The sequence below is a fragment of the Halomonas sp. B23F22_10 genome (assembly GCF_043496975.1).
Taxonomy (GTDB): domain Bacteria; phylum Pseudomonadota; class Gammaproteobacteria; order Pseudomonadales; family Halomonadaceae; genus Halomonas; species Halomonas smyrnensis.
The window spans coordinates 513875-531948 of record NZ_JBIEKF010000002.1; the positions used below are offsets into that span (position 1 = coordinate 513875).

General features: G+C 71.1%; 18 protein-coding genes and 1 riboswitch. Of the genes, 6 read left to right on the forward strand and 12 right to left on the reverse strand.

Annotated elements, in window-relative coordinates:
• The first annotated feature begins 119 nt into the window (after positions 1-119).
• Genes ACGTNF_RS06500 through ACGTNF_RS06520 form a run of 5 tightly spaced genes read left to right on the forward strand, consistent with a single transcriptional unit; the run spans position 120 to position 3562 of the window.
• Positions 120-1136, forward strand: a complete 1017-nt coding sequence (locus ACGTNF_RS06500) for an ABC transporter substrate-binding protein (RefSeq protein ID WP_394600989.1) — start codon at positions 120-122, stop codon at positions 1134-1136.
• A 29-nt stretch (positions 1137-1165) separates the two neighbouring features.
• On the forward strand, positions 1166-2221 hold the full coding sequence (locus ACGTNF_RS06505; RefSeq protein WP_394601080.1) for a FecCD family ABC transporter permease: 1056 nt from the start codon (positions 1166-1168) through the stop codon (positions 2219-2221).
• The gene (locus tag ACGTNF_RS06510) at positions 2218-2982 is read left to right on the forward strand and encodes an ABC transporter ATP-binding protein (RefSeq protein WP_394600990.1); all 765 of its coding nucleotides are present in this window, start codon (positions 2218-2220) and stop codon (positions 2980-2982) included. The genes ACGTNF_RS06505 and ACGTNF_RS06510 overlap by 4 nt, the downstream gene beginning before the upstream one ends.
• Before the next feature lie 41 nt (positions 2983-3023).
• A complete protein-coding gene (locus ACGTNF_RS06515; protein WP_035592514.1) occupies positions 3024-3386 on the forward strand; it encodes a hypothetical protein in 363 nt (120 codons plus the stop codon).
• Positions 3386-3562 carry a DUF1289 domain-containing protein gene (locus ACGTNF_RS06520; protein ID WP_016853833.1) on the forward strand — a complete coding sequence of 59 codons (177 nt, stop codon included), beginning with the start codon at positions 3386-3388 and terminating at the stop codon, positions 3560-3562. The genes ACGTNF_RS06515 and ACGTNF_RS06520 overlap by 1 nt, the downstream gene beginning before the upstream one ends.
• Position 3563: 1 nt before the next feature.
• Here ACGTNF_RS06520 and ACGTNF_RS06525 read toward each other — a convergent pair whose 3' ends face one another.
• The 12 genes from ACGTNF_RS06525 to ACGTNF_RS06580 all read right to left on the reverse strand — a co-directional run bounded on the left by ACGTNF_RS06525 (position 3564) and on the right by ACGTNF_RS06580 (position 15994).
• Positions 3564-4343, reverse strand: a complete 780-nt coding sequence (locus ACGTNF_RS06525) for an ABC transporter ATP-binding protein (protein ID WP_394600991.1) — start codon at positions 4341-4343, stop codon at positions 3564-3566.
• The gene (locus ACGTNF_RS06530; protein ID WP_394600992.1) at positions 4343-5353 is read right to left on the reverse strand and encodes a FecCD family ABC transporter permease; all 1011 of its coding nucleotides are present in this window, start codon (positions 5351-5353) and stop codon (positions 4343-4345) included. Before ACGTNF_RS06530 ends, ACGTNF_RS06525 begins: the two co-directional genes overlap by 1 nt.
• A complete protein-coding gene (locus ACGTNF_RS06535) occupies positions 5340-6257 on the reverse strand; it encodes a cobalamin-binding protein (protein ID WP_394600993.1) in 918 nt (305 codons plus the stop codon). The genes ACGTNF_RS06530 and ACGTNF_RS06535 overlap by 14 nt, the downstream gene beginning before the upstream one ends.
• The gene (locus ACGTNF_RS06540; protein WP_394600994.1) at positions 6257-8080 is read right to left on the reverse strand and encodes a TonB-dependent receptor domain-containing protein; all 1824 of its coding nucleotides are present in this window, start codon (positions 8078-8080) and stop codon (positions 6257-6259) included. Before ACGTNF_RS06540 ends, ACGTNF_RS06535 begins: the two co-directional genes overlap by 1 nt.
• Positions 8081-8165: 85 nt before the next feature.
• A riboswitch (cobalamin riboswitch) is annotated at positions 8166-8351 on the reverse strand.
• Between the two features lie 286 nt (positions 8352-8637).
• Positions 8638-9060 (reverse strand): bifunctional adenosylcobinamide kinase/adenosylcobinamide-phosphate guanylyltransferase, encoded by a 423-nt coding sequence (locus tag ACGTNF_RS06545; RefSeq protein WP_394600995.1) that lies wholly within the window; start codon positions 9058-9060, stop codon positions 8638-8640.
• Positions 9012-9653 (reverse strand): histidine phosphatase family protein, encoded by a 642-nt coding sequence (locus ACGTNF_RS06550; RefSeq protein WP_394600996.1) that lies wholly within the window; start codon positions 9651-9653, stop codon positions 9012-9014. The genes ACGTNF_RS06545 and ACGTNF_RS06550 overlap by 49 nt, the downstream gene beginning before the upstream one ends.
• 114 nt (positions 9654-9767) lie before the next feature.
• Entirely contained in the window at positions 9768-10526 is a 759-nt protein-coding gene (gene cobS, locus ACGTNF_RS06555; protein WP_394600997.1) for an adenosylcobinamide-GDP ribazoletransferase, read from the reverse strand.
• Positions 10523-11059 (reverse strand): bifunctional adenosylcobinamide kinase/adenosylcobinamide-phosphate guanylyltransferase, encoded by a 537-nt coding sequence (locus tag ACGTNF_RS06560; RefSeq protein WP_394600998.1) that lies wholly within the window; start codon positions 11057-11059, stop codon positions 10523-10525. The genes cobS and ACGTNF_RS06560 overlap by 4 nt, the downstream gene beginning before the upstream one ends.
• Positions 11056-12177: a threonine-phosphate decarboxylase CobD gene (cobD, locus tag ACGTNF_RS06565; RefSeq protein ID WP_394600999.1), complete on the reverse strand. Its 1122-nt coding sequence runs from the start codon at positions 12175-12177 to the stop codon at positions 11056-11058. Before cobD ends, ACGTNF_RS06560 begins: the two co-directional genes overlap by 4 nt.
• A complete protein-coding gene (gene cbiB, locus ACGTNF_RS06570; protein ID WP_394601000.1) occupies positions 12174-13154 on the reverse strand; it encodes an adenosylcobinamide-phosphate synthase CbiB in 981 nt (326 codons plus the stop codon). Before cbiB ends, cobD begins: the two co-directional genes overlap by 4 nt.
• Positions 13151-14260, reverse strand: coding sequence for a nicotinate-nucleotide--dimethylbenzimidazole phosphoribosyltransferase (gene cobT / locus ACGTNF_RS06575; protein ID WP_394601081.1), 1110 nt, complete (start codon positions 14258-14260; stop codon positions 13151-13153). Before cobT ends, cbiB begins: the two co-directional genes overlap by 4 nt.
• Before the next feature lie 129 nt (positions 14261-14389).
• On the reverse strand, positions 14390-15994 hold the full coding sequence (locus tag ACGTNF_RS06580) for an OpgD/OpgG family glucan biosynthesis protein (RefSeq protein WP_394601001.1): 1605 nt from the start codon (positions 15992-15994) through the stop codon (positions 14390-14392).
• A gap of 435 nt (positions 15995-16429) precedes the next feature.
• On the opposite strand from ACGTNF_RS06580, the gene ACGTNF_RS06585 reads away from it, so the two are divergent.
• Entirely contained in the window at positions 16430-18019 is a 1590-nt protein-coding gene (locus tag ACGTNF_RS06585; RefSeq protein ID WP_016853847.1) for an ABC-F family ATPase, read from the forward strand.
• Positions 18020-18074: the final 55 nt, after the last annotated feature.

The following is an 18074-nucleotide window of genomic DNA, read 5'->3' on the forward strand; positions in this document are numbered from 1 at the left end:
GACCTCTCGTTGTTGCGGGCATGGACACGGGCGTCGATAGGAGTGGAAAACGCCTCGAAAGTCGTGGCAATCTCCCGTCGCCGGCAGCCTCTTTCCCTCCCCCACCTGGACACCGACGCATGACTCTCGCTCGCAGACTACTCGCAGTGCTCTCGCTCATTCCGGCGTCATCTGCCATGGCGGAGGCGACGCCTTATCCGCTGACGATGATGAATTGCGGCCGAGAAATTCACGTCGATGAGGTGCCGGATCGCACCGTCAGCGTCGGTCAGTCGGCGACCGAAATCCTCTATGCGCTTGGGCTCGACGATCGCGTCGTCGGCACCTCGGTCTGGTTCACGCCGGTGCTGCCGGAATTCCGCGAAGCCAATGCCGATATCGAGCGCATCGCCGACAATGACCCGAGCTTCGAAGCGGTCGTGAACAAGCGGCCGGACCTTGTCGCGGCCCAGTACGAATGGCACGTCGGTCCCACCGGTAGCGTGTCGACCCGCGATCAGTTCCAGGATCTCGGCATCGACACCTACATCCTGCCCGCCGACTGCGATACCAAGGACAATGCCACCGGGGGAGACGGCACCCGTACCGCCGCCTTCTCCACCGGTTCGGTCTACAAGGGCATCCGGGAACTGGCCACCATTTTCGACGTCGATGATGCCGGCGACGAGCTGATCGACGAGCTGAAAGAGCGCGAGGAAAAGGCCATCTCCCGTGCCGAATCGCTGTCGCTCCCCGACGATCTTTCGGCGGTCTTCTGGTTTTCCTCCCCCGACGGTTCATCGGATCCCTTTGTGGCCGGAAGGCTCGGCGCTCCCGGCTACATGATGGACAAGATCGGCATCAGAAATGTCATCCATTCCGACGAGGAATGGCCCACCGTGGGCTGGGAAACGATCGCCCGCGCCGACCCGGACCTCATCGTGATCGCGACCATGGATCGCCGCCGCTATGCGGCGGACAGCGTCGAGGCCAAGCGCGACTTCCTGCACCACGATCCCGTGGCGAGCCGGATGTCGGCGGTGAAAAACGGCCACATCATCGAGATGGATGCCCACGCCATGAGTGCGACGATGCGCACGATCCACGGCCTCGAGTCGCTGGTGGATGCCCTGTCCGGGATGTCCTTCACGCGATGAGTGGCGCCGTTCGACTGTCGCGCCCCTCCATGGCCCGGGTGAGCGTCTCGCGCTCCGCCTGGCACTGGGGCTGGCTGGCACCGCTGCTGCTGTTCGCCGCGGTGATGGCGGGCACCGCCATCGGCGAGACCGCGATTCCGCTCGACACCATCCTCAGGGTGCTGGCCAACCATCTCGGTGGCGCGGCCTTCGCGGTGGATCGCATCGATGCGGGCATCGTCTGGGAATACCGCCTGAGCCGGGCGGTCCTCGCCGCCTGCTGCGGCGCCGGCCTGGCGCTCGCCGGCGTGGTGCTGCAGGCGCTGCTGCGCAACCCCCTGGCCGACCCCTTCCTGATGGGCATCTCCGCCGGCGCCTCCACCGGCGCGGTGTCGGTGGCCATCCTCGGCCTCGGCGCCGGCACCCTGACGCTGTCGCTGGGCGCCTTCGCCGGCGCCGGCCTGGCCTTCGGCCTGGTAGTGGTGCTGGCCCACGCCGCCGGCAGCGGCACCGGCGGCGGCCGTGCGACCCAGTCCGCCGGGGCCATCATCCTCGCCGGCATCGCCGGCTCGCAGCTGTTCAACGCCCTCACCGCGCTGATCATCGCCAAGTCGGCCAGCGCCGAGCAGGCCCGCGGCATCATGTTCTGGCTGATGGGCAACCTCTCCGGCGTGCGCTGGGGCGACGTCGCCCTGGGGCTGCCCGCCGCCCTGGCGGGCCTGGCGATCTGCCTGTGGTACCGTCGCGCCCTGGACGCCTTCACCTTCGGCGCCGACAGCGCCGCCTCGCTGGGTATCCCCGTGCGCCGGGTGCGCGGGGTGCTGATCGCCGCCATGGCGCTGGTCACCGCCGCCATGGTGTCGATGGTCGGCGCCATCGGCTTCGTCGGGCTGGTGATTCCCCATGCCATGCGTTTCCTGGTCGGCAGCCGCCACACCCGGCTGGTGCCCGCCTCGGCGCTGGCCGGGGCGGTCTTCCTGATCGGCGCCGACGTGCTCTCGCGCACCCTGGTGGCCGGCCAGGTGCTGCCGATCGGCGTGGTCACGGCGCTGATCGGCGCCCCGGCCTTCGCCCTGATCCTGATCCGCGGGGCGAAGACGCGATGAGGCTCTGCGCCGAACGCGTCGACTGGCGGGTCCACGGCCGCCGGCTGCTGGACGACGTCAGCCTGACGGTGGAACCGGGCGAGACCTTCGGCCTGGTCGGCCCGAACGGCTCGGGCAAGACCACCCTGCTGCGCGTGCTGGCCGGGCTGCGGCGGCCGAAGATCGGCCGAGCGCTGGCCGACGGCCGACCGATGCACGCCATGAAGCCTCACGAGATCGCCCGCGCCATCGCCTTCGTCGAGCAGCAGGCGGACACCCTCGACCGCCTCGAGGTGCGCGAGGCGGTGGCGCTGGGACGCACCCCCTTCCTGTCGCCGCTGAGCCCCTGGACCGAGGAGGACGACGCCATCGTCGACCGGGCCCTGGCCGAGGTCGGCCTCGAGGCGATGGCCGAGCGCCTGTGGCACACCCTCTCCGGCGGCGAACGCCAGCGCGTGCACATCGCCCGCGCCCTGGCCCAGCGGCCCCGCGCCCTGCTGCTCGACGAGCCGACCAACCACCTGGACATCCGCCACCAGCTGTCGATCCTGCGCCTGGTGCGGCGGCTGCCGATCACCGTGGTGGTCGCCCTGCACGACCTCGACCAGGCCATGGACTGCGACCGCATCGGGGTGATGGACGGCGGCCGACTCGTCGACATCGGCCCGCCCCGGGAGGTGCTGACCCTCGAGCGACTGCGCCGCACCTTCGGCGTGCATGCCGACTTCCTCGACGATCCCGAACAGGGTCGACCGGTGCTGCGCTTCCGCCGCGCCCTGTAGATCGCAACCCTGCCTCGCCACACGACACGGGAGAGCCCCACATGCTCGACAAGAAAGCCAGCCGGCAGATGGAACGCCGCCTGACCCAGGCCCTGACCGACGCCTGCGAGACCGCCAAGCCGCTGCTGCCGGGCTTCGCCTGGCTGACCCATCTGGTGGACTACCGCCGCTTCCCCGACAGCCTGCGGGTGGTCTGGGTGTTCGAGACCCAGGACGACCTGGCCCGCGCGCTCAAGGGCGATGGCCGCCGCCGCATGCGCGAGCTCACCGAGGCCGCCCTGTTCGAGGTGGACGTGGATGTCCGCGACATCGACGCCCATCTGGACGCCGACAGCGAGGAGGAGTGCCGCCGCCTGCACGGCGGCGACTGGGAGCGGCGGCTGGCCGTGCTGGAGCGGCACTGATGGCCAAGCGCATCGAGAGCCCCTGCGTCTCGATCTGCCAGCTGAAGGGCGGGCTGTGCGTGGGCTGCGGCCGCACCACCGAGGAGATCACCCGCTGGCAGTCGATGAAGCGCCCGGAGCGCATGAAGACCAACCAGCTCGCGACGCAGCGGCTGAAGAAGCTGAACAAGGACTGAGTCAGCGGGTCGGCACGAAGACCGGCGCCCCGTCGACCTCGACACACATCAGTTTCTGGTGATAGAGGCTTTCGAGGGCCTCGACCGTCAGCATGGCCTGCGCCTCCCCCCAGCAGGCCTCGCCGTCGGGATAGAGCAGCAGTAGATGGCTGCACCAGCGCGCCGCCAGGTTGAGGTCGTGCAGGCACATCATCACGCCGTGGCCGCGGTCGGCCTGCTCGGCGAGCAGCGCCATCGCCGCCACCTGGTGATGCAGGTCGAGGTGATTGGTGGGCTCGTCGGCGAGCCAGACGTCCGGCGCCTGGGTCAGCACCGTGGCCAGGCTGACCCGCTGACGCTCGCCGCCGGAGAGCGTCGAAAGCTCGCGCTCGGCCAGGTGCGAGAGCTCGAGGCGCTCCAGCGCCGCCGCCGCGCGGGCGTGATCCTCGGGGCCTTCCTGGCGCCAGGGCGAGAGGAACGGATGGCGGCCGATCAGGGCGGTCTCGCGTACCGTGGCCGGAAAGTCGTCGTGGCGTTCCTGGAACACCACGCCCAGCCGCCGCGCCAGCGCGCGGCGCCGCCAGTGCGCGAGCCCGCGCCCGCCGAGGCGCACCTCCCCCGCCCGCGGCGGCCGGAGCCCGGCCAGGGTATGCAGCAGCGTGGTCTTGCCGGCGCCGTTGGGGCCGAGCACGCCCCAGCGCTGGCCGGGTGCGATGGCGAGATCGAGCGCCCGACCGTCCGGCCGCCCCGGCACGTCGATCACCAGGCCCCTCGCTTCCAGTCCCAGCTCTTTCGGGCCCATTATCGCCGGCTCCGCTGCAGCAGGAAGAGGAAGGTCGGCACCCCGATCATCGCGGTGATCACGCCCACCGGCAGCTGCTGCGGGGCGATCAGGGTGCGCGCCAGGGTGTCGGCCAGGGTCAGCAGGGTGCCGCCGGCCAGGAGGCTCGCCGGCAGGATGCGCCGCTGGTCGTTGCCGAGCCGCAGACGCAGCATGTGCGGCACCATCAGGCCGACGAAGCCGACGCTGCCTGCGGTGGTCACCGCCACCGCGGTGACCAGGCTCGCCAGCAGGTAGAGGGCCCACTCCAGCGGCCGCACCGCCACGCCCAGCGCGGCGGCCTGCAGCCCGCCCCGGGCCAACACGTTGAGCGTGCGTCCCAGCGGCAGCACCACGGCCAGCGCGGCCGCGACCATCACCAGCACCGGCCAGGGGCTGCCCGCGTAGGCCAGGTCGCCCATCAGCCAGTAGAGCATGCCGGGCAGGCGCTCCACCGGGCTGACCGCCAGCAGGAAGCTGATCAGCGCGCCCCAGCCCGAGGCCATCACCACCCCGGTGAGCAGCAGCCGGGTCGGCGTCCAGCTGCCGCCGCCGTGGGCCAGGCCGAACACGATCAGCGTCGAGGCCAGCGCCCCGGCGAAGGCCGCGCCGCCCACCAGGGCGGCGCCGAGCCCGGCCAGCATGGCGGCGAGCGCCGCCACCGAGGCCCCGCCGGAGAGCCCCAGCACGTAGGGATCGGCCAGCGGGTTGCGCAGCAGGATCTGCATCAGCGCCCCGGCCATGGCCAGCAGCGCGCCGGTGCCGAAGGCCGCCAGCGCCCGGGGCAGGCGCAGCTCCAGCACCAGGGTGCGATGCAGCGCCTCGCCGCCGCCGGTCAGCACCCGGACGAGCTCGCCCGGGCCGATCGCCACGCTGCCGAGGGACAGCGCCAGCCCCTGGGACAGCAGCGCGGCCAACGCCAGCCAGAACAGCGGGTGGCGCCACCGTGGCGACAGGCCGGGCGACAGACCGCGCGACCTAGCGCCGCTCACGGGCGGCCTCCAGATGGGCGCACAGCGCCCGGGTGCCCTCGACCAGCCGCGGCGTGGCGCGCTGGACCAGGTCGGGGTCGACGAAGAACAGGTTGTCGCGGCGCACCGCGGCAAGCTCGGGAAAGTCGCGCCAGGCCTCGAGCCAGGTGGAATCGGCCTTGCCCATGCCGCCGGTGATGATCGCCTCGGGATCGTGGGCCAGCACGGCCTCGCGGCCGATGCGCGGCACCAGCGGGCCCTCGTCGGCGAACAGGGTCTCGCCGCCGCACAGCGACAGCGCCCGGCTGATCCAGTGCTCGCCGCTGACGGTCATCAGCGGCTCGTCCCAGACCTGGTAGAAGACCGACACCGGGGCGGCGTCGGCGTATCGGCTGCGCAGCTCGGCCACCTCGCCGCGCAGCCTGTCGGCCGCGGCCCGGCCTCGCGCCTCGCTGCCGGCCAGCGCGCCGAGGCGCGCAAGGCTCGTGGCGATGGTGGCGAAGTCGCCGGCGTCGGAGAAATACACCGGCAGGCCGAGGGCGGCCAGGCGCTCGACCTGCTCGCGGGGATTGCCGCCGGCCCAGGCCACGATCAGGTCGGGGTCGAGGGCCAGCAGCGCCTCGAGGTCGAGGCGGTCGTAGCTGCCGACCCGGGACAGCGCCTCGGCCGCGGCGGGATAGTCGCTGAAGCTCACCGCTCCCACCACTCGCTCGCCGGCGCCGGCGGCGAACAATAGCTCGGTGACGCCGGGCGACAGCGCCACGATGCGCGTCGCCGGCGTGTCCAGGCAGACCTCGCGCTCGGCGTCATCGGTGACGCAGATCGGCTCATCGGCCTGAGCCTGAGCGTGAGCGTGATAGGTCCCCGTCGTCAGCCACAGCATGGCCACGACGGCCAGCCGCGCCGGGTGTCGCCAGACCGACATCAGCCGCTGAAACTCACGCTGACAAAGGCCGCGCGGCCGGCATCGCGATAGCCATAGTCATTGAAGCTGTCATAGGTCGTGACGTATTCGCGATCGAAGACGTTTTCCAGCGTCAGGCGCGTCGACCAGCCCGGCGCGAAGTTCCATCCGGCGCGCAGATCGAGAGTAGCGAAGCCCGAGAGGCGCTCGTCGTTGGCGGCATCGTTGTAGCGCTCGCCCTGAGCGATCAGCGAGCCACCCAGCGTCCAGTCCCCCAGCGCACGGTCGGCGTCGAGTCGCAGGCTGCGCGAGGCACGGCGTATCAGGCGCTTGCCGGTCTCGCGGTTCTCGGGATCGGTGTAGGTCAGGGCCGCGCGCAGCGTCCAGTCATTGACATCGGCACCGGTGGCGAGCTCGACGCCGCGAATCCGCGCCCGCTCCACGTTGAACGGCGCCGAGCGTCCATCGCGATAGACGTTGGCGATCATGTCATCGATCTCGGTGCGATAGAGCGATAGGTCCCAGAAACCACGACCGAGCTGGCCGCGAAGCCCGAGCTCGATGCTCCGGGACTCCTCCGGGTCGAGGTCGGGGTTGGCATAGCCGGGATAGTAGAGCTCGTTGAAGGTCGGCGCGCGGAAGGCGGTGCCGTAGCTGGCGCGCAGGGTATGGATATCGTCGAGCGCAACGCCCAGCGCCAGGCTGCCGGTCGTTTCCTCCCCATAGGCCTCGTTGTCGTCGTGGCGCAGCGAGGCCTGAACGCTCAGCGGCGAGAAGTCCAGCAGCGCCTGAGCAAAGACCGCCGTGTTGTCGCGACTGTCCTCGTCATAGGCGGTGGTCGCATCGACGTCGTCACGGGCATATTCGGCGCCGGCGACCAGCTCATGAGGCCCGACGGCCAGGGTGTTTTCCCAGCGCGCGGTGCGCGTACGGGTATCGATCACCGAATCGCCGAAGTCGTCGATATTATCGCTCTCGTCCCGGGCTTCGCTGAGCGTCAGGCGACTGCGCCAGGCCTCGGTGATCGGCAGCTCGCCGTAGACGCCGGCCACCTGCTGAACGTAGTCGGTGTTGCCACCCACGAATTCGGTGTTGCCGCGCGCCCGCAGCGCCAACACGCCCAGCTCGGCGCCGCCGGCGAACGCATGCGAGAGGCGCATCAGGCCGGTGGTGTTGTCGTAGCCCTTGTCGCCCTGGCCGTCGACGATCTCGTAGCCGTCGCTCTCCAGCCGGCTGGCCGCCACGTAGTAGCGGGTGCCACCCTCGCGGCCGGACAGCGAGGCGCTGGCGCGGCGGGTATCGAAGCTGCCGCCGCCGAGCGTGATGCGCGGGGTCGGCTCGCCCTCGCCCTCGGGCGTGAACAGCTGGACCACGCCGCCCACGGCGTCGGCGCCGTAGAGGCTGCCGCGGGGGCCGCGCACGATCTCGACGCGCTCGAACAGGCGCGGCTCGAGGAACTGCCAGGCTGGGCCGCCGGCGGTGGCGGAGCGCAGCCGGATGCCGTCGATCATCAGCGGCGTGGACTCGCTGCCGGTGCCGCGCAGGTAGACGCCGGTGTTCTTGCCGAAGCCGCCGCTGGAGGTCACGTCGACCCCGGGCTGGGCGCGCAGCGCATCGGTGATGTCGGTGGGGTCCTGACGGCGCAGCTGCGCCTCGTCGATCACGGTGACCGAGGCCAGGCTCTCGTCGGCGGTGCGCGGCGCCAGGGCGGCGGTCACCACCAGCGGATTGAGGGTCTCGGCGGCGGCGTCATCGGCGGCGGAAGCATGACCCTGCGCCTGGACGGCCAGCAGCAGCGCGGCCAGGGCAAACGCCAGGCCGCGGGAGGGATGGGACTTGTTCATGGGAGTCCTTGCTCACCGTGCTCACCCGCACGGCGTCTCGGTTGTTATCGAGCCGCGAGACTGCTTTGCGTGTCGCGGCGTGGGCTCCCGGGCCGGTCTCCGGGCTGACGAGCAGGCGCCTGTGCGCCTCGTCACCGCCGCCTTCCCGTGCGTGGCACAGTGGCATGTGGCGGTGGCTGACTCGATCACCGTTGCGGGGGCAGCGTCGGACTGGATCACCGACTTCCCGTTTACCCGGGCCTGCCAGGGCAGGCTTCCGGGTCACCTGAGAGTGCGGCGTAAGCTAGCAATCGCCTACCGGGGCGTCAACGCGGCATGGAGATGTTGGCACGAGGTGAGGGGCGCCGGGGACAGGTCGTAGAGGGGGTTTTTGCCATGGGTGAGGCGGATTCCGCCGAACGGGTTGGCCAGGATGGCCAACCCAGGCCCTGCAAGCGGTGCAGGATGCGAGAGCGCCGCAGGGCAAAAGTAGCGCCCAAGGATGGGTTCACAGCGCCCCTCAGAGACCTGTCGCCGGGAAAGCCCCGAGTGATGTCTCTGGGGCCGGAGCAAGGCCCTCACAATCTCCGCGCCAACCCATGACGCACGTACCAGACCGCGTCGGCGCGGGCGGCGGCGTCCTGGGCCAGCCAGCCGGCCAGGTCGCGCAGGCGCCGGTCCGCCGGGTCCATGGGCACGATGCCGCGGCCCATCTCGGGCAGGATCAGCACGACCTCCCCCCTCGCCTCGCGCTCGGCGTCCCTCAGCGCGTCGAGCGCCGCGACCAGCCGCCCGCGCAGCCGGTCGTCATCGGGCTCCGTGGCCAGCGCGCTTGCCAGCCAGCGCGTCCAGCCGGTCAGCACCCGCACCGTGCCCGGGCGCAGGTCATGTTCGCGGCCGTCGAGCCCCAGCTCGTCGATCCGAGTCCAGCCGGCGTCGGGGAAACGCGCCGCTACGAGATCGCGCTTGCCGGCGCAGGCACCGCCGATGAAGAGCTGCATGACCAGCCGTCCTCCTCGAGTGTGAACGTGAAACGCCGCCCCTGGGCCTGGCCGACCACGCCGTCCCAGAAATCCGCCGCCTCGAGGCGCCGGCGCAGCTCGCGGATGGCGCCGCCGTGGCTGACCGCCAGCACCCGGCGATGGCCCGCCGTCCGCGCCTCGGCCATCACCTCCTCGAGCCAGGCCGAGAGCCGCGCCCACAGATCGTCGGCGGACTCGCCACCGGGCGTGGCCAGCCGGCCCTGGCTGTCGACCCAGGCGCGATAGTCGGGATCGTCCTTGAGCTCGGCCCAGGTCCGGCCCTCGTAGTCGCCGAAGGCCAGTTCGCGCAGCCGGGCATCGAGGCGCGGCGCGGCGTCGGCTCGCCCTTCGAGCACATGGGCCAGGGTCTGGCGGCAGCGGGTCAGGTCGCTGCAGTGCACGGCATCGAAGGCGACGTCGGCCAGCGCCTCGCGCAGCCGGTCGAGGTCCGGCTCGGCCTCCGGCAGCAGCAGCGGGATATCGCGATGGCCCTGATAGCGGCGCTCACGGTTCCAGCTCGTCAGGCCATGACGCACGACGACGACGTCCACGCAGTGCTCTTCATCTCTCATCGACGCTCTCCCTCTTCACAGACCCGGCTCGTCAGGCCATGACGCACGACGACGACGCCCACACAGCGCTCTTCATCTCTCATCGACGCTCTCCCTCTTCACAGGCCCGGCTCGTCAGGCCATGACGAACGACCACCAGCTCCAGGCGATCAGCAGCAGCCATAGTTCTCCTCCCTCGATGGCGGCGCCGACGATGTCGCCGTTGATGCCGCCGAAGGCCCGGCGCACCGCCCGGCCGTAGATGATGACGAAGCCCGCGATTCCGGCAAGCAGCCAGCCCAGACCGGGCACGAAAACGAGACACGCCAGCGCCGGCAACGCGGCCAGCACCAGGTCGCGCCAGCCGAGGCTCTGCTGCCAGGCATGGGCCAGGCCCTCGGCGCGGGCGGCGGGCTGGCTCACCAGCAGGCCGACCGCGGCCAGCCGCCCCAGCGCCACCACCGGCACCAGCCACCAGGGGCTCGCCCCGGCCGCCAGCAGCGCCCACAGCAGCGCCGCCTTCCAGGCCAGCTGGAAGACCAGCGCCAGCATGCCGAAGCTGCCGACCTGCGGGTCCTTCATGATCGCCCAGCGCTTCTCGAGCGGGGCGTTGCTGCCGAGCGCGTCGGCCAGGTCCATCAGGCCGTCGAGGTGCAGCCCGCCGGTCAGCGCCACCCACAGGCTGAGCAGCGAAAGCGCCAGCAGCGGCAGGGGCAGCAGGCCCTCGAGCAGGGTGCCGACGGCGGCCACGATCGCCCCCACCAGCGCGCCGACCAGCGGATAGGCCCGCGCCGCCCAGCGCCGGGTGGCCGGCGTCCAGGGGCAGGACAGCGTCACCGGCAGCCGAGTAAGGAACTGGATCGCCAAGAGCGCCCCGAAGCCCGCGTCCCTCATGAATCGTCTCCTTTCCAGTCGATGGCGCGGCCGGCCACCACTTCGATCACGCGGTCCGACGCCGCGGCCAGGTCGCGATGCAGGGCCTGCAGGAAGGCCAGATAGCGCCACACCAGGGCATCGCGGGGCGGTAGATCCTCGTTGAGGTCGTTGGAGACCACCACCAGGGCGAGGTCGCGGCGGCGGGCCTCGTCGAGCCCCACCGAGAGTATCGCCCGCCCCTCGGCCTCCGAGAGCCCGGCCTCGAACATCACCCGGCTGGCCCACAGGGTCAGGCAGTCGAGCAGCACCGTGCTGCCCGGGGGCATCGCGGTGAGCGCCCCGGCGAAGGCCAGCGGCGGCTCCAGGGTCAGCCAGCCGTCGCCGCGCTCGCGGCGGTGGCGGGCGATGCGGGCGGCCATCTCGGCGTCGCCGGCCCGGGCGGTGGCGAGATAGAAGCGCGCGCCGCCGCGGGCCGACTGCCACTCGCCGACCAGCGCCTCGGCCACGCCGCTCTTGCCGGAGCGGGCCCCGCCGGAGACGAAGGCGATCATGGCCGCCGCCACGCCGCCAGGGCCTCGAGCATCCGGGCGTTGTCGTCGCCACCGCGCAGCGCCAGGCGCAGCCAGGCGCCGTCGAGCCCGGGGAAGCCGTGAGTGTGGCGGGCCAGCAGCCCGCGCTCGAGCAGGAAGGCGAACAGCGCCGCCGCTTCCTCGGCGTCCGCTCCGCCGCGCAGCAGCAGGAAGTTGGCGTGGGTCTGGGGCACCGTGAAGCCCAGCGCCCGCACGCGTTCGGGAAGGTCGCGCTCGGCGGCGAGCCAGGCCCGGGTGCGGGCCAGATAGTCACGGTCGGCGAGCAGCGGCGCCGCCAGCCCCAGGGCCAGGGCGTTGACGCTCCACGGCATCTGCAGCTCGGCCAGCCGCGCGACGGCCTCGGGGGCGCCGAGCAGGTAGCCGAGCCGGAGCCCGGGCACGTCATAGAGTTTGGTCAGCGAGCGCAGCAGCAGCAGGTGGCTCGAGCGCTCGAGCAGCGGCGTCAGCCGTTCTTCACGCTCGGTGAAGTCGACGAAGGCCTCGTCCACCACCAGGGTGGTGCCGGTCTCGTCGGCCAGCGCCAGCAGCCGCTCGACGTCGGCGCGGGGAATCAGCGTGCCGCTGGGGTTGTTGGGCCGGCACAGGAAGGCGATCTCGACGCCGGCCAGGGCGGCCTCGGCGGCGTCGAGATCGAGCCGGAACTCGGGCGTCTCCAGCGCCAGCCGCTCGACGGAAAGACCGTGCCGACCGCAGGCCAGGGCGTACTCGCAGAAGGTCGGCTCGATCACCAGGGCGCGGCCGCCGGCGTGCCGCGCGGCGGCGAGATGAATCGCCTCGATGCCGCCGTTGGTGACCAGCACCCGCTCCGGCGCCACACCGTCGTGGGCGGCGATGGCCCGCCGCGCCCGGTCGTCGTCCGGGTCCGGATAGCGGGAGAGCCACTCGCCGCCCGGCGGCTCACTCAGCCGATCGCTCAGCCAGTCGCCGAGCCAGGGCGGCGGCCCCAGCGGATTGAGGTTGGCGCTGAAGTCGATCACCGGGTGATCGGCGGGCAGGCCGTGGCGTGCCAGCAGCGGCGCGATGCGCCCGCCGTGGGCCGGCCAGTCCGGCGCGTTTTCCGTTCTGACCGGTGCCGTCATGCCAGCCACTCCCGCAGCAGCACCAGGAGCGCCAGCAGCGCCAGCACGCCCAGCCAGCCGCCGTGCATGTGGCGGATGGCACGCTCGATATGGGAAACCTTCAGCGGCTCCCGCGCCGGGCCGAGGACGGCGCGATGCGAGGGCCGCCCGTCGTAGTGGTTGAGCCCGCCGAGCTGGACGCCCAGCAGGTGCGCCACCATGGCCTCGGGCCAGCCGGCGTTGGGGCTCGGGTGCCGCGGCGCCTCGCGGCGGGTGGCGGCCATGGCGCCCTGCGTGCGGCCGCCGACGACGAGCCGCGCGGCCAGCCACATGGCCAGGGCCGTGAGCCGCGCCGGCACCCAGTTGACGGCGTCGTCCAGGCGCGCCGAGGCGCGGCCGAAGTCCTCATAGCGCGGGCTGCGATAGCCGACCATGGAATCCAGCGTGTTGACCGCCTTGTAGGCCAGCGCCAGGGGCGCGCCGCCGATCAGCGCCCAGCAAAGCGGGGCGGTGATGCCGTCCACGGTGTTCTCGGCCACGGTCTCCACCGCGCCGCGGGAAAGCCCCGCCTCGTCCAGCGCCTCGGTATCGCGGCCGACGATGCCGCCCAGCGCGCGGCGCGCCGCCGGCAGGTCGCCCTGCCCGAGCGGCTCGGCCACCGCCCGGGCCGCCTGGGCGAGCCCGCGGGTGGCGAAGGCCGTGGCCAGCAGCGCGAGCTCGGCGGCGAGCGACAGCGCCGGCGACCACCAGGCCAGCACCGTCAGCAGACCCCAGGCCAGCGCCCAGGTGCCGCCGACCACCGCCACCGCCAACCATAGGCCGCGCCGACGGCGGGCCTCGGCGGGGCCATGGTTCCAGGCGCGCTCGAGCCTGGCGATCGCCCGGCCGATGCCCACCACCGGATGCGGCAGCCAGGCCGGGTCGCCCAGCGCGAGGTCGATGGCCAGCGCCGCCGCTACCAGCGCCAGTAGCTCCCAGGACAGCGGGTCCAGCGTCATGCTCGGGGCCTCTCGCCTTTTCCTTCACGATCGTTTTCTTCTTCACGATCGTTGTGTTCTTCATGATCATTGTGCTCGCTGCGATCGTCGACGCCGGCGCCGTCGAAGGTGGCCATCTCGGCGAGCATCGCCGTGGCCGCCTCGAGCAGCGGGAAGGCCAGGGCCGCGCCGCTGCCCTCCCCCAGGCGCAGCTCCATGGCCAGCAGCGGCTCGGCGTCGAGCGCCGCCAGGGCATGGGCATGGCCGGGCTCGTGGGAGCGATGGCCGAAGATCAGGTAGGGGCGCAGCGCCGGGTCGAGCCGGCAGGCGGTCAGCGCGGCCACGGTGGCGATGAAGCCGTCGACGAGGATCGGCAGGCGCCTCGCCGCCGCTTCCCGGTAGGCCCCGACCATGGCGGCGATCTCGAGCCCGCCGATCTTCACCAGCACATCCAGCGGATCGGCGGGATCGGCCGCACGCGCGGCAAGCGCCGCCTCGATCACCGCGCGCTTGTGGGCCAGCGCCTCGCCGGCCACGCCGGTGCCGGGGCCGACCAGCTCGGCGACGGGCACCCCGGTCAGCGCCGCCAGCATGGCGCTGCTGGCGGTGGTGTTGGCGATGCCCATCTCGCCGGCGATCAAACAGCGGCAACCCGCCTCAGCGGCCCGCTCGGTGGCGCGACGACCGACGGCGATGGCGGCCAGCGCCTCGTCTCGGCGCATGGCGTCCTCGCGGGCCAGATTGCCGGTGCCTGGGCGGATGCGCTCCCGAACCACGCCCTCGGCGGGCAGCGCATTGGCCACGCCCACGTCGACCACCTCGAGTCTCGCGCCGATGCGCCGCGCGAAGGCGTTGATGGCCGCCCCGCCGGCGACGAAATTGGCCACCATCTGGGCGGTCACGGCCTGGGGAAAGGCCGAGACGCCCTCGGCCGCCACGCCGTGGTCGGCGGCGAACACCACCACCCCGGGCGGGCCAACTCGGGGGAAGTCCTCGCCGGTGATCGCCGCCAGGCTCACCGCCAGGGCCTCGAGGCGCCCCAGACTCCCCGGGGGCTTGGTCAGGGTGTCGAGATAGCAGGCCACGCGCCCGGCACGGGCGGTGTCGGGCGCGGGAATGGGCGGCATGGCGTCGGTCACGGGGCGTCTCCGGGCGTCCTTGGCGAGGCGCCCATCCTACCAGAGGCCCCGGCAAGGCGGAGGCCCATCGGCCACCGCCCGCTCGGGCGACCACCCGCGCCCCGGCGCGAGCTCCCCCTAGAGGTGCCCGGGATTGCGCAGCTTGCGCTCTTCGGCGGGCGGCGGCGTCCACTCGTAGAGCCAGGTCTCGGTCAGGGGTTGATCGCCGCGCTTCAGGTAGAGCCGCAGGGTGATGGGCTCGGTGCCATCGTCGGGGGGCACCACGTCGAACCTGGCGCGGTAGCCATCGATGGCGTCCAGCGGGCGGGCCGAGGCGATCTCGACGCGTCCATCGGAGGCGTCGATGACGGGTTCGACCTCGGCATCCTCGCCCAGCGGCAGCGGCCCGCCGGCGAAGTCGACCACGAAGCGCCGGCTGTAATAGTCGCGACGCTGGCCGACCACGCCGCCGAGTCCGGTGCGGGTCGCCACGCAGCGCGCCAGCGACGGCCGGGCGGGCGAGGTGTCGCACCAGCTGAGCCGATAGCCGAACAGCAGCTCCTCGCCGGGCTCGGCGGGTCTGGCCGGGTTCCAGAAGGCGACGATGTTGTCGAAGGTCTCGTCGAGGGTGGGCAGCTCGACCAGCTGTATCGCCCCCTCGCCCCAGTCGCCCTTCGGCTCGATCCAGACGCCGGGCCGCCGGTCGTAGAAGACGCCGTCGTCCTGGTAATGGTCGAAGTCGCGATCCCGCTGCAGCAGCCCGAAGCCGCGAGGCGAGCGGTCGCCGAAGGCGTTGAAGCGCAGCCGGTCAGGATTGGCGAGCGGTCGCCATAGCCATTCGCCGTTACCCGAATGGATCGACAGGCCATCGGAGTCGTGGATCTCCGGCCGCCAGTCCCAGTCGGCGCCGCGATCGTTCTCGCCGACCATGTACATGCTGGTCAGCGGCGCCACCCCGAGCCGCTCGATGGTGCGTCGCGGATAGAGGGCGGCATCGATGTCCATGACCACACCCTCGTCCTCGGTGATCACGAAGCGGTAGGCGCCGGTGACGCTGGCCGATTCGAGCAGCGCATGGACGATGACCCGCGCCTCGCCGCCCTCGGGGCGCTCCAGCCAGAAGCGGGTGAAATCGGGGAACTCCTCCTCGCCGGTGGCGGTGGCCGTGTCGATGGCCAGGCCGCGGGCCGACATGCCGTACTGCAGGGAGTCGCTCACCGCCCGGAAGTAGCTGGCCCCCAGGAAGGCGGCGACGTCGCGCTGCCAGTCGTCACGATGGTGGAGCCGGAACCCGGCGTAGCCGAGATCCTCGGGCAGGCGCTCCGATTCGATGCCCGACTCGCCGAAATCGAAGCGCTCGGCGGCATAGGCGAGCTCATGGGCCCGGCCCTGGACGACCTCGTAGATGCGCACCGGCGTCCGGTAATGGAGCCCCAGATGGAACAGCTGGGCGCGGAACTCCGTTCCCGGGTCCCCGGCCCACAGCGCCCGCTCGGGCCGATAGCGGATCGCCTGGTAGGCGTCCCAGTCGAGCCCCCGAATCGGCGCGGGCAGCTCGATGGCATGTTCACGCGGCGGCCGCGCGGAAAGCTCTCGGGCCAGCCCCTTGAGCCAGGCATAGTCGAAGGGCTCGCCGTCACCGCTCGGCCGAGCCTCCCGCGTCGCCGCCAGCACGCTACCCATCGGCAACAGGCCGCTGCCGCCGAGCGCCCCGGTGAGTTTGAGGAAATCGCGTCGCTTCATAACGGGTTCCTTGTCAGTGGCATCCATCACGGCCCCGGGCTCGTCCGGGGCGCCCTCGCGACAGTGTGGAACCCCGCACCCCCGCCCGAGTTCCCCGGCCAACGCTTTATCGGGATGACGGGAGACGCCCATGCCGTAACTGGCTACGGCAAAGGAGCCCGACATGGCGACGCCTCCCCACCGCCAACGCTCCCTGGCCGCTGCGCGGGCAGCCACCCGTCATCGCGCGTTACCCCTCGCGGGGGAGCGTGGCTCGAGGTCGAGGCATGAGCCCGCCCTGGAGTCGGCTGGCTGCCGAGCCGACACGGCCAGTCGACGGGCGTGTAGATAGCCACGCGGTCCGGCACGTACAATGCGCCCTCCACTTTGGTCGAAGCCCCTTGCCGTGCCGGCCCAAGTCTCTCATTCATGATTCCTCCCGCGAGATACTCCGCCGTGCTCTCTACCGCCAACATCACCATGCAGTTTGGCCCCAAGCCGCTGTTCGAAAACGTTTCCGTCAAATTCGGCCAGGGCCACCGCTACGGCCTGATCGGGGCCAACGGCTGTGGCAAGTCGACCCTGATGAAGATCCTCGGGGGCGACCTCGAACCGACCAGCGGTCAGGTGATGAAGGAGGCCACCACCCGCCTGGGCAAGTTGCGCCAGGACCAGTTCGCCTTCGAGGACGAGCGTGTCATCGATACGGTGATCATGGGCAACGAAGAACTCTGGCGCGTCGCCGCGGAGCGTGAGCGCATCTACTCCCAGGCCGAGATGAGTGAAGAGGATGGCATGGCGGTCGCCGATCTCGAGGTGCGTTTCGCCGAACTCGATGGCTATACCGCCGAGGCCCGTGCCGGCGAGCTGCTGCTGGGCCTGGGCATTCCCCTCGAGCAGCACGACCAGCCGATGAGCGTTGTCGCGCCAGGCTGGAAGCTCCGCGTGCTGCTGGCCCAGGCGCTGTTCAGCGACCCCGACGTGCTGCTGCTCGATGAGCCGACCAACCACCTCGATATCAACACGATTCGCTGGCTGGAGGACATCCTCAAGGCACGCTCGTCGACCATGATCATCATCTCCCACGATCGCCACTTCCTGAACAGTGTCTGCACGCACATGGCGGACCTGGACTACGGCGAGCTGCAGCTGTTTCCGGGCAACTACGACGAGTACATGACCGCCGCTACCCAGGCGCGCGAGCGCCTGCATGCCGAAAATGCCAAGAAGAAGGCGGAAATCGCCGAGCTGCAGCAATTCGTCAGCCGCTTCTCGGCCAATGCCTCAAAGGCCAAGCAGGCCACGTCGCGGCAGCGCAAGATCGACAAGATCCAACTCGAGGAGATCAAGCCCTCCTCGCGCGTCAGCCCGTTCATTCGCTTCGAGCAGAACAAGAAGATCCATCGCCAGGCGCTCTCGGTGGAAGATCTCTCCAAGGCCTGGGGCGATAACGTCCTGTTCGAGCGACTCGGCCTGCGCGTCGAGGCCGGCGAACGGATCGCCATCATCGGCCCCAACGGCATCGGCAAGACCACCCTGCTCAACTGCCTGGTGGGCAGCATGACGCCGGATGCCGGCGAAGCCAGATGGACCGATGCCGCCGACGTCGGTTACTTCGCGCAGGACCACGCGGCGGATTTCGAGGGCGGCGAGACGCTGTTCGAATGGATGCAGCAATGGACGACCGGCGGTGAGCAGACCGTGCGCGGCGCTCTGGGCCGGATGCTGTTCTCCAATGACGACATCGGCAAGTCGGTGAAGGTCATCTCGGGTGGCGAACAGGGGCGCATGCTGTTCGGCAAGCTCATCCTGCAACAGCCCAATGTGCTGATCATGGATGAGCCCACGAACCACCTGGACATGGAGTCCATCGAAGCGCTCAATCTGGCACTGGAACACTATGCCGGCACGTTGATCTTTGTCAGTCACGACCGGGAATTCGTCGGCTCGCTGGCCACGCGCATCATCGAGATGAAAGACGACGGCATCGTCGATTTTAGTGGCAGTTATGACGATTACCTGCGCAGTCAGGGTGTTCCCGGATAAGTCTTCCCTCGCGCCGTCGGGATGGGTGGCGCCCGCCGCCCATCCGTCAGCCTCC

What these genes read in the sequence shown, in the direction of transcription:
- ACGTNF_RS06500 (WP_394600989.1), top strand. Translation starts at nt 120, where the DNA reads ATGACTCTCGCTCGCAGACTACTCGCAGTGCTCTCGCTCATTCCGGCG.
- ACGTNF_RS06505 (WP_394601080.1), top strand. Translation starts at nt 1,166, where the DNA reads ATGGCCCGGGTGAGCGTCTCGCGCTCCGCCTGGCACTGGGGCTGGCTG.
- ACGTNF_RS06510 (WP_394600990.1), top strand. Translation starts at nt 2,218, where the DNA reads ATGAGGCTCTGCGCCGAACGCGTCGACTGGCGGGTCCACGGCCGCCGG.
- ACGTNF_RS06515 (WP_035592514.1), top strand. Translation starts at nt 3,024, where the DNA reads ATGCTCGACAAGAAAGCCAGCCGGCAGATGGAACGCCGCCTGACCCAG.
- ACGTNF_RS06520 (WP_016853833.1), top strand. Translation starts at nt 3,386, where the DNA reads ATGGCCAAGCGCATCGAGAGCCCCTGCGTCTCGATCTGCCAGCTGAAG.
- ACGTNF_RS06525 (WP_394600991.1), bottom strand. Translation starts at nt 4,343, where the DNA reads ATGGGCCCGAAAGAGCTGGGACTGGAAGCGAGGGGCCTGGTGATCGAC.
- ACGTNF_RS06535 (WP_394600993.1), bottom strand. Translation starts at nt 6,257, where the DNA reads ATGTCGGTCTGGCGACACCCGGCGCGGCTGGCCGTCGTGGCCATGCTG.
- ACGTNF_RS06540 (WP_394600994.1), bottom strand. Translation starts at nt 8,080, where the DNA reads ATGAACAAGTCCCATCCCTCCCGCGGCCTGGCGTTTGCCCTGGCCGCG.
- ACGTNF_RS06545 (WP_394600995.1), bottom strand. Translation starts at nt 9,060, where the DNA reads ATGCAGCTCTTCATCGGCGGTGCCTGCGCCGGCAAGCGCGATCTCGTA.
- ACGTNF_RS06550 (WP_394600996.1), bottom strand. Translation starts at nt 9,653, where the DNA reads ATGAGAGATGAAGAGCACTGCGTGGACGTCGTCGTCGTGCGTCATGGC.
- cobS (WP_394600997.1), bottom strand. Translation starts at nt 10,526, where the DNA reads ATGAGGGACGCGGGCTTCGGGGCGCTCTTGGCGATCCAGTTCCTTACT.
- ACGTNF_RS06560 (WP_394600998.1), bottom strand. Translation starts at nt 11,059, where the DNA reads ATGATCGCCTTCGTCTCCGGCGGGGCCCGCTCCGGCAAGAGCGGCGTG.
- cobD (WP_394600999.1), bottom strand. Translation starts at nt 12,177, where the DNA reads ATGACGGCACCGGTCAGAACGGAAAACGCGCCGGACTGGCCGGCCCAC.
- cbiB (WP_394601000.1), bottom strand. Translation starts at nt 13,154, where the DNA reads ATGACGCTGGACCCGCTGTCCTGGGAGCTACTGGCGCTGGTAGCGGCG.
- cobT (WP_394601081.1), bottom strand. Translation starts at nt 14,260, where the DNA reads ATGCCGCCCATTCCCGCGCCCGACACCGCCCGTGCCGGGCGCGTGGCC.
- ACGTNF_RS06580 (WP_394601001.1), bottom strand. Translation starts at nt 15,994, where the DNA reads ATGAAGCGACGCGATTTCCTCAAACTCACCGGGGCGCTCGGCGGCAGC.